This is a genomic window from Flintibacter sp. HCN-6482, assembly GCF_037892565.1.
GTDB classification, from domain to species: Bacteria; Bacillota; Clostridia; order Oscillospirales; family Oscillospiraceae; genus Lawsonibacter; species Lawsonibacter aceti.
In genome coordinates, this window is sequence record NZ_JBBKBK010000002.1 from 37,942 (window position 1) to 50,729 (window position 12,788).

The 12,788-nt window shown below is 59.8% G+C and carries 9 protein-coding genes; 2 read left to right on the plus strand and 7 right to left on the minus strand.

The window, feature by feature from the left end; translation table 11 throughout:
- Window positions 1-250: 250 nt before the first annotated feature.
- Complete coding sequence (gene eno, locus WKS99_RS05180; RefSeq protein WP_186851911.1) at window positions 251-1,552, plus strand: phosphopyruvate hydratase; 1,302 nt, start codon at window positions 251-253, stop codon at window positions 1,550-1,552.
- A gap of 328 nt (window positions 1,553-1,880) precedes the next feature.
- On the opposite strand, the gene WKS99_RS05185 is transcribed toward eno, so the two are convergent.
- The 4 genes from WKS99_RS05185 to WKS99_RS05200 all read right to left on the minus strand — a co-directional run bounded on the left by WKS99_RS05185 (window position 1,881) and on the right by WKS99_RS05200 (window position 5,778).
- Window positions 1,881-2,468 (minus strand): GNAT family N-acetyltransferase, encoded by a 588-nt coding sequence (locus tag WKS99_RS05185; RefSeq protein ID WP_147571594.1) that lies wholly within the window; start codon window positions 2,466-2,468, stop codon window positions 1,881-1,883.
- Window positions 2,469-2,497: 29 nt separating this feature from the next.
- On the minus strand, window positions 2,498-3,664 hold the full coding sequence (gene thiI, locus WKS99_RS05190; protein ID WP_340405453.1) for a tRNA uracil 4-sulfurtransferase ThiI: 1,167 nt from the start codon (window positions 3,662-3,664) through the stop codon (window positions 2,498-2,500).
- Between the two features lie 93 nt (window positions 3,665-3,757).
- The gene (locus WKS99_RS05195) at window positions 3,758-4,216 is read right to left on the minus strand and encodes a VOC family protein (RefSeq protein ID WP_186851913.1); all 459 of its coding nucleotides are present in this window, start codon (window positions 4,214-4,216) and stop codon (window positions 3,758-3,760) included.
- A 53-nt stretch (window positions 4,217-4,269) separates the two neighbouring features.
- Complete coding sequence (locus WKS99_RS05200) at window positions 4,270-5,778, minus strand: YifB family Mg chelatase-like AAA ATPase (RefSeq protein WP_340405454.1); 1,509 nt, start codon at window positions 5,776-5,778, stop codon at window positions 4,270-4,272.
- A 370-nt stretch (window positions 5,779-6,148) separates the two neighbouring features.
- Here WKS99_RS05200 and nifJ point away from each other — a divergent pair, with 370 nt between their 5' ends.
- Window positions 6,149-9,784, plus strand: coding sequence for a pyruvate:ferredoxin (flavodoxin) oxidoreductase (gene nifJ, locus WKS99_RS05205; protein WP_186851915.1), 3,636 nt, complete (start codon window positions 6,149-6,151; stop codon window positions 9,782-9,784).
- Between the two features lie 72 nt (window positions 9,785-9,856).
- Here nifJ and WKS99_RS05210 read toward each other — a convergent pair whose 3' ends face one another.
- The 3 genes from WKS99_RS05210 to purD all read right to left on the minus strand — a co-directional run bounded on the left by WKS99_RS05210 (window position 9,857) and on the right by purD (window position 12,616).
- Complete coding sequence (locus tag WKS99_RS05210; protein WP_147571584.1) at window positions 9,857-10,432, minus strand: DUF4352 domain-containing protein; 576 nt, start codon at window positions 10,430-10,432, stop codon at window positions 9,857-9,859.
- Window positions 10,433-10,697: 265 nt separating this feature from the next.
- On the minus strand, window positions 10,698-11,363 hold the full coding sequence (locus WKS99_RS05215) for an HAD family hydrolase (RefSeq protein WP_340405455.1): 666 nt from the start codon (window positions 11,361-11,363) through the stop codon (window positions 10,698-10,700).
- Window positions 11,360-12,616, minus strand: coding sequence for a phosphoribosylamine--glycine ligase (gene purD / locus WKS99_RS05220; RefSeq protein ID WP_147571580.1), 1,257 nt, complete (start codon window positions 12,614-12,616; stop codon window positions 11,360-11,362). Before purD ends, WKS99_RS05215 begins: the two co-directional genes overlap by 4 nt.
- Between the last annotated feature and the right edge of the window lie 172 nt (window positions 12,617-12,788).

Consider the following 12,788-nt stretch of genomic DNA (forward strand, 5'->3'; position numbering starts at 1 on the left):
AGCGGAGCGAGGAATTTCCGGAGGGGCAATTTATTTGCCCCGAGGACTCAAAATCAAAGGGCCCCCAAACGGGCCTGCCCGTTTGGGAAAGCTGGAAAAGCCGGCAGAGATGGATGGGGAGACCCTGATTGTGACCTGAGCGTATTCGGGCGGCCACAGGCCGCCCCTACGGATACCGGCGGCGTTCAATAGCAGGGGCGGCCTGTACCGCCCGGCGTGCCGCCGGAAAAATGAAAGGAGATAAAATCATATGAAGCAGATGATCGAAATTGTGGACGTAGTCGGCCGCGAGATCCTGGACAGCCGCGGTAACCCCACTGTTGAGGTAGAGGTGTATCTGGAGGACGGCACTATGGGCCGTGCCGCCGTGCCCTCCGGCGCATCTACCGGCATCTATGAGGCCTGTGAGCTCCGTGACGGCGACAAGGGCCGCTACATGGGCAAGGGCGTGGAGAACGCTGTGAAGAACGTGAATACTGAGATTGCCGAGGCCCTGATTGGCACCAACGTGCTGGACCAGGTGGCTATCGACAAAATGCTCATCGACCTGGACGGCACCCCCAACAAGAGCCGCCTGGGCGCAAACGCCATTCTTGGCGCCTCCCTGGCCTGCGCCAAGGCCGCCGCTGAGAGCCTGGGCACCAGCCTGTATAACTATATCGGTGGAGTGAACGCTAAACAGCTTCCTGTCCCCATGATGAACATTTTGAACGGCGGCGCCCACGCCACCAACAACGTGGAGATCCAGGAGTTCATGATTATGCCCGTCTCCGCCCCCTCTTTCCGTGAGGCCCTCCGCCGCTGTGCCGAGGTGTTCCACACCCTGAAGACCGTTCTGAAGGAGAATGGCACCCCCGCTGCCGGCGTGGGCGACGAGGGCGGCTACGCCCCCAATCTGAAGAAGGATGAGGACGCCCTGAAGGTCATTGTGGCCGCCATTGAGAAGGCTGGCTACAAGCCCGGCGAGGACTTCAAGATCGCCATCGACGCTGCCTCCTCCGAGTGGTGGGACGAGGAGCAGAAGTGCTATGTCCAGCCCAAGTCCGGCAAGAAGCTGACCCAGCAGCAGCTGGTCAATATGTGGAAGAAGTTTGCCGACACCTACCCCATTATTTCCCTGGAGGACGGTATGGCCGAGACAGACTGGGAGGGCTGGGCCATGCTCACCAAGGCCATCGGCGACCGGGTCCAGCTGGTGGGCGACGACCTGTTCGTCACCAACGTGGAGCGCCTGTCCACCGGCATTGAGAAGAAGGTGGGCAACGCCATCCTCATCAAGGTCAACCAGATCGGCACCCTGACCGAGACTTTGGACGCCATCCAGATGGCCAACCGGGCCGGCTACACCGCCATCGTGTCCCACCGCTCCGGCGAGACCGAGGACGCCACTATCGCCGACATCGCCGTGGCCCTCAACGCCGGCCAGATCAAGACCGGCGCCCCCAGCCGCACCGACCGCGTGGCCAAGTACAACCAGCTCCTGCGCATTGAGGAGGAGCTGGGCGACATCGCCGAGTACCCCGGCATGAAGGCCTTCTTCAATCTGAAGTAAGCTTCCAAGCTTCCGAGCAAAGCCGCCCAACGGGCGGCTTTGCTTTTCCCGTCGCCCAGCTCCTTGGGGCCCCATCGCAGATGGGGCGCGCGCAGCGCGTACAAGCGTTTTCGCAAAGGCGAAAACCTTGGCGCAGGCGGAATTTATTTCCGCCGAGCATTTTAAGCCTTCGGGTCCCCAATGTGCGCCGGGTGCATATTGGGTGCTGGGCGACATCGCCGAGTACCCCGGTATGAAGGCATTCTTCAACTTGAAGTAAGCAATTTTACGTTAAAAGGCAGGACCGCTGAAGCGGTCCTGCCTTTTTGTATACAAAAAGATCCACCGGCTATGCCGGTGTATCCTCGTGACCGTAAGCGGCCAGCACCCGATCTACCTGCTGCTGGTCAAGCTGGCAGAAAGGGAGGACAGGCTGGGGGTCCGCGTCGTAGGGAGCCAGACTCTTCTCAAACCACAGCACGTCTCGCCACTGACCAGCCTTGTAGCCGGTATTTTTATGTACGCCAATCAGCCGGAAGCCCAGGGATTTTTGGAGGGCCTCGCTGGCCGGGTTCGGAGAGGTCACAACCCCGTATACGGTACGGACGCCCTGAAGGGACAAAAGGTCCAGCAGAGCTTGGTACAGCCGTCTGCCATAGCCCTTTCCAACAGCGGCAGGGGCCAAATAGATGGACAGCTCCGCGTTCCACTGATAGGCCTTCCACTCACGCTCTGGATGGGCGTAGGTGTAGCCCAACAGCCTGCCCTGGTCCTCCAGCACCAGATAGGGGTATTGTTTCAACGCATCGGAAATGCGCCGGGTAAATTCCTCCAAGGTGGGCAGCTCATATTCAAAGGTAATGGGGGTCTGAATATACTGACGGTAAATCTCCAACAGAGCCAGAGCATCTCCAGGGACAGCAAGTCGGATCGTCATGGCTGACCGTGCTCCTTTCCCTCTTTCCATCAGACTTGGACGCGCTCAATGCCCTCCACCGCCGCCTGGACCATGGCGTCGACGTCCAGCTTTTCCTCCGCCGCCTCCACCTCGGTGAGAATGGGGCGGAGCCGGGGGTGCCGGGGAGTAAAAACGGTGCAGCAGTCCTCGTAGGGCAGGATGGAGGTCTCAAAGGTGCCGATCTTCCGGGCGATCTGGACAATCTCCTCCTTGTCCAGCCCCACGACTGGCCGCAGAACAGGCAGGGCGGCCACAGCCCCCGTGACGTTCATCGCCTCCATGGTCTGGCTGGCCACCTGGCCCAGACACTCACCAGTGACCAGGGCCTTGGCGCCGCACCGTTTGGCCACCTCCTGGGAGATGCGCATCATGAACCGGCGCATGATGATGGTGAACAGCTCCTCCGGGCAGGAGCGGCGCAGCTCCTCCTGGATGGCGGTGAAGGGGACCACATGGACCGTGAGCCGCCCGCACCAGGGAGTGAGCAGCCGGGCCAGCTCCAGCACCTTCTCCTTGGCCTCCGGGGAGGTATAGGGGTAGGAGAAGAAGTGGACCATCTCCAGTGCGACGCCCCGCTTGGCAATCATCCAGGAGGCCACTGGCGAGTCAATGCCGCCGGACAGCAGGGATACCGCTCTGCCGTTGATGCCTACCGGCAGGCCGCCCGCGCCTGGCTCCGGGTCGGCGTGGACGAAGGCGGCGTAGTCCCGAATCTCCACATAGACGGTCAGCTCCGGGTGATGGACGTCCACTTCCAGATTGTCATAGGCCTCATGGAGCTCACCGCCCACATACTGGCTTACCTGGATAGAGGTCATGGGAAAGGTCTTGTCCGCCCGCTTGGTCTCCACCTTGAAGGTCCTGGCGGAGCGGAGCTGGCTGTCCAGATACTCCCGGCAGGCGGCCAGGATGGCGTCCTTGTCCTTCTCACAGGAGCGGGCCCGGGACAGCCCCACGACTCCAAAGACTTTTTTCATGGCCTCCCAGGCCCCGTCCATGTCGCAGTCCGCATTCATAGGCTCCACATAGGTGGTGGACTGGCGGGTATATACCCGGAACTGGCCCAGGCCGTTTAAGCGGCGGTGGATATTGGCCTGGAGCTTATCCTCAAAGCTGCGGCGGTTCAGGCCCTTTAGGACCAGCTCGCCCAGCTTGAGCAAAATCATTTCATTCATATTTGGTCGGTTCCTTTCCTGTTGAACACTGGTGATTAAACCATCATAGCAGATTTTTTTCCGGGGGACAAGGGGGAGCATCGGTATGTAGGATCACCGCAGGCAGGCGTTTACGAATTTCATAGGTACGTCCATTCGGACAGCGACCTGGTCTGGCGTCATCCCACTGGCCAGAAAGCGCCTGCAGACCGCCTTCATATTTTCCCCGACCTCAATGATATGCCGGTCAGGGTCATAGAAGCGGACCACGCGCTGTCCCCACCTATGCTCCTTGACGGGGTGTACATAGTCCACCTGGAACCCCTTGAGCCGGTCAGCAAACTGGTCAAAATCATCTTCTTCAAAGTAGAGCTCGAAGCTGTTGCCGCCGAAGGAGATGGCCCTGTCTCCGATAAATTCCTGATAGGTCTCCGCGGTCTGGAGGGCCAGACCGCCTGTTAAGGTCTTATTCGCGCCAAAATCCATAATTACATGGAGCCCAAACACCCTGTTATAAAATTCCACAGACTGATCAATGTCCCTGACCACCAGCATGGGATTTTTTAATTTCATGGTATATTCCTCCATAAATTTCCAAGTAATCGGGGGAACGCCCTGGTTTTACCTCACCGCCGCAGGTACTCCGGTGGGCGGAACTGCAGGGCCTCGGCCAAGTGTGGGGGCTGGATGGTCTCGCTTCTCTCCAGATCGGCGATGGTCCGGGCCACCCGCAGGATTCGGTCATAGCTCCGGGCGGTGAGCCCAAGGCGGTCGAAGGCTCCCCGCATCAGCTTTTGGCAGTCTTCATCCAGGGCACAGAAGCGGTCCAGCTCCACCCGGCCCAGCTGGGAATTGCAGGGGGAGCCGCTTCGGCGGGTCTGTACCGCTCTGGCCCGGTCCACCCGGGCCTTGATCGCGGAGGATGGCTCTGCCTGCTCCCGCTGGGACAGCTCCTCAAAATTCAGGGCATCCACCTGAACAAAGAGGTCGATACGGTCCAGCAGGGGGCCGGACAGGCGGGAGAGATACTTTTTTACCTCGTGCTCCGTACACCGGCATCGGCCGGAGGGGTGGCCGTACCAGCCGCATTTGCAGGGGTTCATGGCGCATACCAGCATGAACCGGCTGGGATAGGTGACTGTGCCGGAGGCCCGGGAGATCTGGACCTGGCCGTCCTCCAGGGGCTGGCGCAGCACCTCCAGCACCTCCTTGGGGAACTCGGGCAGCTCGTCCAAAAAAAGCACGCCGTTGTGTGCAAGAGAAATTTCACCTGGCCGGGGATTGGAGCCGCCCCCCGCCATTCCCATAGGGGATACGGTGTGGTGAGGGGAGCGGAAGGGTCTGATATCGATCAGGGGCCGCTCTCTGGAGGTCAGGCCCATTACCGAGTGAATCTCAGTGGTCTCCAGCGCTTCCTGCCGGGACATGGCAGGCAGAATAGAGGGCAGTCGGCGGGCCAGCATGGACTTGCCGGAGCCGGGTGGGCCGGACATGAGTACATTGTGCCCCCCGGCCGCGGCGATCTCCAGAGCCCGCTTTACCAGGTCCTGCCCCTTCACCTCGGAGAAGTCGGGGTAGCAGTCGGATTCCGGGGAGGGGGACCACGGGGGCGCGGGGATGATGGATTCCTCGCCGGACAGGTGGCGTACCAGCTGGGCCACATCCCGTACAGGGTAGACGGCGGGACCATCGGCCAGAGTGGCCTCGGCGGCGTTATCCTCTGGGACGAAGAGGGCGCGGATGCCCTCACGCTTGGCCTGTAGGGCCATAGGCAGCATCCCAGCGCAGGGCCGCAGCTCCCCTGAAAGGGAGAGCTCCCCCACAAAGGCGCAGTCCCGGTCCCGCAGCTTCAGTTGGCCGCCGGCGCACAGGATTCCCACCAAAATGGGGAGATCGTAGAGAGTGCCGGACTTTTTCACATGGGCGGGCGCCAGATTGACGGTGATGCGGCTCACCGGGAAGGTGAAGCCGCAGTTTTTGATGGCCGCCCTTACCCGGTCTCTGGCCTCGTTGACAGCAGCGTCGGGGAGGCCCACCACATTGAAGGCGGGCAGTCCGCTGGACAGATCACATTCGGCGGAAACAGAATAGCCGGACACTCCATGGAGCCCCAGGGAACGGATGGTGAAGACCATGGGAAAACCTCCTGTTGCCGGGCCGAAGGCCCGGATGGGTTGCTTGATTTCTATTTTACTTGTTTCTCCCAAAAATTTCAATGGAAGGTATAGCTTTTTCTATATATGTCGAGGAAAAAAGCAAGAAAAATTTCATCCATTGGATTTACAAACGGGGGAAAAAATGATAAACTAGGAGCGGTCAAGAATACTGCTCCGCTCCCCTACTGCCGGGGGGCGGCACTGTCATGTGCTCCCATAAGAAAACACCTATAACTATCATAGGCGTTTTACAGGGCGGGGCATTGGCATGCTTAGGGCAGAAATGTCTGGAACATGGACGAGCGTTCCCCGCCCGTCCGCCAAAATATGAAGAAAGTAGGGAACTCTCATGGCAAGAAAATTCAAAACCATGGACGGCAACAATGCTGCGGCATATGTCAGCTACGCCTTCACCGAAGTGGCCGGCATCTACCCCATTACCCCGTCCAGTCCTATGGCCGACTATGTGGATCAGTGGGCGGCCCAGGGCCAGAAGAACATCTTTGGCACCACTGTCAAGGTGATCGAGATGCAGTCTGAGGCTGGTGCCGCCGGTACTGTCCACGGCTCTCTGAACGCGGGCGCCCTGACTACCACCTACACCGCCTCCCAGGGTCTGCTGCTGATGATCCCCAATATGTACAAGATCGCCGGCGAGCTTCTGCCCGCGGTGTTCCATGTATCCGCCCGTACTGTGGCCGCTCAGTCCCTGAATATCTTTGGCGACCACTCCGACGTTATGGCCTGCCGCCAGACCGGCTTCGCCATGCTGGCTGAGGGCAACGTGCAGGAGGTCATGGACCTGGCTCCTGTGGCCCACCTGTCCGCCATCAAGGGCCGCGTCCCCTTTATCAACTTCTTCGACGGCTTCCGTACTTCCCACGAGATCCAGAAGGTTGCCATCTGGGACTATGCCGACCTGGCTGAGATGGTGGACATGGACGCCGTGGCTGACTTCCGCAAGCGTGCGCTGAACCCTGAGCATCCCACCATGCGCGGCTCCCACGAGAACGGCGATATCTTCTTCCAGCACCGCGAGGCGTGCAACAAGTACTATGACGCTCTTCCTGAGATCGTTGAGGAGTACATGGGCAAGATCAACGCCAAGCTGGGCACCAACTACCAGCTGTTCAACTACTATGGCGCTCCCGATGCCGACCGGGTCATCATCGCCATGGGCTCCATCTGCGACGTGGCGGAGGAGGTCATTGACTACCTGAATGCCCACGGTGAGAAGGTTGGCCTGATCAAGGTCCGTCTGTACCGCCCCTTCAAGGCGGACAAGCTGATCGCCGCCATTCCCGCCACCGCCAAGAAGATCGCTGTTCTGGACCGCACCAAGGAGCCCGGAGCCCTGGGCGATCCCCTGTACCTGGATGTCATTACCGCTCTGGCCGGCGCCGGCATCACCGATAAGGTGGTCGTGGGCGGCCGCTACGGCTTGGGCTCTAAGGACACCCCGCCCAAGAGCGTCTTTGCTGTGTATGAGAACCTGGCTCAGGACAAGCCCAAGGACCACTTCACTATGGGCATCGTGGACGACGTGACCGGCAGCTCCCTGGAGGAGCACAAGGCGCCCAACACCGCCGCGGAAGGCACCATCGAGTGCAAGTTCTGGGGTCTGGGCGGCGACGGCACTGTGGGCGCCAACAAGAACTCCATCAAGATCATCGGCGACCACACCGACAAGTACGTGCAGGCTTATTTCCAGTATGACTCCAAGAAGACCGGCGGTGTGACCATCAGCCACCTGCGCTTCGGCGATAAGCCCATCCGCTCCCCCTACTATATCAATAAGGCCGACTTTGTGGCCTGCCACAACCCCTCCTATGTGACCAAGGACTTCCCCATGGTCCGTGACGTCAAGCCCGGCGGCGTGTTTATGATCAACTGCCAGTGGTCTGACGAGGAGCTGGCCCACCACCTGTCTGCCGAGGCCAAGCGGTATATTGCCGAGAACGATATCCAGCTGTATACCATCAATGCCATCGACCTGGCCCAGCAGATCGGCATGGGCAAGCGTACCAATACCATTCTCCAGTCCGCCTTCTTTACTCTGGCCAAGGTCATGCCCCAGGAGGAGGCCATCCAGTATATGAAGGATGCCGCCACCAAGTCCTACCTGAAGAAAGGCCAGGATATCGTGGACATGAACCACAAGGCCATCGACTTGGGCGCCACTGCTTTCAAGAAGTACGATGTGCCCGCCGACTGGAAGAACGCCAAGGACGAGGTCAAGGTCAGCAAGCACACTGGCCCCGCCAAGCTGGTGGACATGGTCAACAGCATTCTGGACCCCGTAGACCGCATGGATGGCGACAGCCTGCCTGTTTCCGCCTTCGTGCCCCATGCGGATGGCACCTTCGAGCTGGGCGCCGCCGCCTACGAGAAGCGCGGCGTGGCCGTCTCCGTGCCCACCTGGGACTCCTCTAAGTGTATCCAGTGTAACCAGTGCTCCTATGTCTGCCCCCACGCCACTATCCGTCCCTTTGCCCTGACTGAGGAGGAGGCCGCCAAGGCTCCCGCTTCCGCCAAGATCGTGGACGTGAAGGCCGGCAAGGGCAAGGGTCAGTACAAGTTCTCCATCGCCATCAGCCCCCTGGATTGTATGGGCTGCGGCGTGTGCGCCAACATCTGTCCCACCAGCGCCCTGACCATGGTGGGCCAGGAGGAGGAGCTGCCCCAGCAGGACGCCTTCAACTACATGGTGGCCAATGTTTCCGTCAAGGAGGATGTGGCTGACCTGACTGTTAAGGGCTCCCAGTTCAAGAAGCCTCTGCTGGAGTTCTCCGGCTCCTGCGCCGGCTGCGCCGAGACCGCCTATGCCCGCCTGATCACCCAGCTGTTCGGCGACCGGATGTATATCTCCAACGCCACCGGCTGTTCCTCCATCTGGGGCGGCCCCGCCGCTACCTCTCCCTATGCCACTACCGCTGAGGGCAAGGGTCCCGCCTGGGCCAACTCTCTGTTTGAGGACAACGCCGAGCATGGCCTGGGTATGTATCTGGGTCAGAAGGCCATCCGCAACCGGCTGGCCGCTAAGACCGAGGCTCTGATCGCGGTGGAGTGGGCCCGTCCCGAACTGAAGGAGGCCGCCCAGAAGTGGCTGGATACCATGGAGGACGGCACCGCTAACGGCGAGGCTGCCAAGGCCTATGTGGCCGCTCTGGAGGCCAGCCTGTGCACCGTGGACGAGCTGCTGGCTAACTCCAACCCTGAGATCCAGGCGTTTGGCAAGGAGCTGCAGGCCAAGGGTGAGAAGCTGTGTCAGTGCGACGCCTGCAAGCTGGTGGCGGAAATCCTCCAGGAGAAGGATTACCTGGCCAAGAAGTCCGTCTGGATCTTCGGCGGCGACGGCTGGGCTTACGACATCGGCTTCGGCGGCGTGGACCACGTCCTGGCCTCCGGCGAGGATGTCAATATCTTCGTCTTTGACACCGAGGTGTACTCCAACACCGGCGGACAGGCGTCCAAGGCCTCTAACATCGGCCAGGTGGCCCAGTTTGCCGCCGCCGGTAAGACCGTGGCCAAGAAGAGCCTGGCTGAGATCGCCATGACCTACGGCTACGTTTATGTGGCCCAGGTGGCCATGGGTGCCAACCCCAACCAGACACTGAAGGCCATTGCCGAGGCCGAGGCCTATCACGGCCCCTCCCTCATCATCGGCTATGCCCCCTGTGAGATGCACTCTATCAAGGGCGGTATGACCAACTGCCAGGCTGAGATGAAGAAGGCTGTGGAGTGCGGCTACTGGAACCTGTTCCGCTTCAACCCCGCTGCCAAGGCGGAGGGCAAGAATCCCTTTACCCTGGACAGCAAGGCGCCCGCCGGCGGCTATCAGGAGTTCCTGATGAACGAGGCCCGCTACTCCAGCCTGACCCGGTCCTTCCCCGACCGCGCCAAGGAGCTCTTCGCCCTGAACGAGGAGACCGCCAAGAAGCGCTACGAGAAGCTGACCCGTCTGCAGAAGATGTACGAGGAATAAAGATCCCCGGCACATCCTTGCCACAACAAAAAGAGCCTGTGTCCCACGGGACACAGGCTCTTTATATATCACTTATTGGTCTTCCGCTGTGAAGAACACGAAGAAGGTATCGCCCTCAGAGTTGTCGTCAAACTGCTCCAAATAGGAAATGGAAAAATCCCGGTTGCCGGCGGGTACCTCGTATACCAGCAGGCCGGTCACTTCCTCGTCCACCGACAGAGGGTAAGTACCGGGGAGCTGCTCGTCAGTCAGAGGAGGCAACTCCTCAAACGTCTCCGGGTCAGTAGTGATGGGATAGCAGAAGGCGTTCTCGTCATCGCTGTTCCACTGGACCTGGAAGTCAGTATCATACATTTCAATGCTGGAGGTGCTGGTATTTTTTACAGTCACCTCAGCCACCAAAAGCTCATTGCCTTCAGCGGGGAGATATCCCTCGTACTCCTTGGCCATGTGGGCGCTGTTGACCGTATAATCAAAGAAATAAGTGTGTACAGTGTCCGCGATCCGTCCCTCGCCATAGCCGTCTTCCGCGTGTACGTTGCCGCTGCTGTCAGCGGTCCCGCCAGTGGAGGGAGTGCCGCCTGTGCCACAGGCGGCCAGAGTGAGGGAGAGCGCCAGTGCCGCCGCGATAGAGATAAGTTTTTTCATGTTTTACAGTCCTTTCAATATCCTCTGATTTAAAATTAAAAAGGTGTGCTTTTATAAAGGGGATGGAAATGGAAAAATGTTGAAAAAAACTTGCCCAATCAGGTGCCTTGTGATATATTTAGGAACTGGAAAGGTGTGGAGCAAAAATTTGTAAAGGTACACCTTTTCAAAATATTTCTATCCGGAGAGAAACATACTGCTTATCTTTCCAACTATGATGCATACCCCTTCTGCCCTGGAGCGACCAGGACAGAAGGGTGTTTTTTTACAGTTTTCGCTGTAAATAGTGTAGTAGGCTGGACAGATCATCAAATTTTTTCCAGATCAGCGAATCCAACTCAGGGGAAGAGGGGATCAGGTCTGGTATCATCACAGCGGTCATCCCCGCACTGAGGGCGGAGCGGATACCGTTGGGGGAGTCCTCAACAGCAACCGCCTTGGCCGGAGAGACGCCCAGCCTCTGGCAGGCCGCCCGATAGATCTCCGGGTCCGGCTTGCTCTTGGATACCTGGTCCCCGGTCACAACGGCCTGGAAGTATCGGCCCAGACCGGAGTGCTCCAACCGGTACATGGTCCGGTCGTAATAGGTGGAGGTTGCCAACGCCAAGGGCATCTTCCGTGATTGAAGAAACTCCAGAACCTCACGGGCGCCCTCCTTGACCGGGACGCCCTCCCGCTCCATCCGCTCGGTGGCTAACCGGGAGCGGAGCTCCATAAAGGGCTCGTGAGGAAAGTCGGGCCCCAAGAGCCGGGGCAGAAGGGCCAGCACATCCCCGCGGCCCCGGCCCACTACCTCTGGATAGCAGTCTGCCGCCTGAGGGCAACCCATCTGCCGGCCGGCTTCCTCCCAGGCCCAGTAACCCAGACGCTCGGTGTCAAAGAGGGTGCCGTCGGCGTCAAATACTACGCCCTCCAATTCTTTCTTGTTCATACCTTCCCGATATCGGTGCGGAAGTGCATATCCCGGAAGGATATGGGCTTGGCCGCCTCATAGGCCCTAGAGATGGCCTCCTCCAGATTGGACCCGGTGGTGGTGACCCCCAGTACACGGCCGCCCGCGGTGAGGATCGAGCCGTCCTTGCCAATCTTTGTGCCGGCGTGGAATACGGTGGCCAGCCTGCCCGCCTCATCCAGCCCGGAGATAGGGTAACCGCTCTGGTATTTCACCGGGTAGCCTCCGGAGGCCAGCACCAGACAGCAGGCGGCGCCCTTCTTCCATTTGATTTCGCACCGGTCCAGGGTGCCGTCCACACAGGCCTCGAAGATGTCCAGCAGGTCGCTGTCCAGCATGGACAGGATGGGCTGGGTCTCCGGGTCGCCAAACCGGGCATTGTACTCTACCACTCTGGGGCCGTCCTTGGTGAGCATTAGGCCGAAGTAGATGACCCCCTTAAAGGGACGCCCTTCCGCCTTCATAGCAGCCACAGTGGGCAGAAAAATCTTGTCCATGCACTCCTTCGCAATCTCCGGGGTGTACTTGGGAGAGGGACAGAAGGCGCCCATGCCCCCGGTGTTGGGTCCCTGGTTTCCGTCATAGGCCCGTTTGTGGTCCTGGCTGGACAGCATGGGGACCAGGTGCTCCCCGTCACAGAAGGCCAGCACAGTCACCTCAGGGCCTACCATACACTCCTCGATGACCACAGTGGAGCCGGAGTCACCGAACTTTCTGCCCTCCATCATGTCTCGGACGGCGGCCTCGGCCTCCTCCACAGTGGCGGCCACCACTACCCCCTTGCCCAGAGCCAGGCCGTCGGCCTTGACTACGATGGGAGCCCCCTGCGCCCGAATATAGGACAGGGCGTTGTCTAAGTCGGTAAAGGTCTCATATTTGGCGGTGGGGATGTGGTACTTCTTCATTAGCCCTTTGGAAAAGGCCTTGCTGGCCTCGATGATGGCGGCGTTGGCACGGGGGCCAAAGGCGCGGATGCCCGCCGCCTCCAGGGCGTCTACCATACCCAGGGCCAGGGGGTCATCCGGGGCCACCATGACAAAGTCCATGGCGTTCTCCCTGGCCCATTGGACCATGCCCTCCACATCGGTGGCTTTGATGGGGACACACTTGGCCACCTGGGCGATGCCACCGTTGCCGGGGGCGCAGTATAACTCCGTGACCCTAGGGCTCTGGGCCAGCTTCCAGCAGATGGCGTGCTCACGCCCGCCTCCGCCGACGACTAAAACTTTCATAATATGCTCCTTTCATACGGGCGGCCATAGACCATCCAGTTTAGCGGAGTTTCTACCAAAGGCAGAAAGGATATTAATGCTGCCCGAAGGCGAATTTATTTTGCCGCAGGACACTATGCCCCCTGGCCGTGTGGCGGTAAAAAGCATCTTTTTCATTGAAAAGGCAAGGGGG

Excerpts from the sequence above, each read along its gene's own strand:
- eno (WP_186851911.1), top strand. The coding sequence starts at position 251 with ATGAAGCAGATGATCGAAATTGTGGACGTAGTCGGCCGCGAGATCCTG.
- WKS99_RS05195 (WP_186851913.1), bottom strand. The coding sequence starts at position 4,216 with ATGAAATTAAAAAATCCCATGCTGGTGGTCAGGGACATTGATCAGTCT.
- purD (WP_147571580.1), bottom strand. The coding sequence starts at position 12,616 with ATGAAAGTTTTAGTCGTCGGCGGAGGCGGGCGTGAGCACGCCATCTGC.
- thiI (WP_340405453.1), bottom strand. The coding sequence starts at position 3,664 with ATGAATGAAATGATTTTGCTCAAGCTGGGCGAGCTGGTCCTAAAGGGC.
- WKS99_RS05185 (WP_147571594.1), bottom strand. The coding sequence starts at position 2,468 with ATGACGATCCGACTTGCTGTCCCTGGAGATGCTCTGGCTCTGTTGGAG.
- nifJ (WP_186851915.1), top strand. The coding sequence starts at position 6,149 with ATGGCAAGAAAATTCAAAACCATGGACGGCAACAATGCTGCGGCATAT.
- WKS99_RS05200 (WP_340405454.1), bottom strand. The coding sequence starts at position 5,778 with ATGGTCTTCACCATCCGTTCCCTGGGGCTCCATGGAGTGTCCGGCTAT.
- WKS99_RS05210 (WP_147571584.1), bottom strand. The coding sequence starts at position 10,432 with ATGAAAAAACTTATCTCTATCGCGGCGGCACTGGCGCTCTCCCTCACT.
- WKS99_RS05215 (WP_340405455.1), bottom strand. The coding sequence starts at position 11,363 with ATGAACAAGAAAGAATTGGAGGGCGTAGTATTTGACGCCGACGGCACC.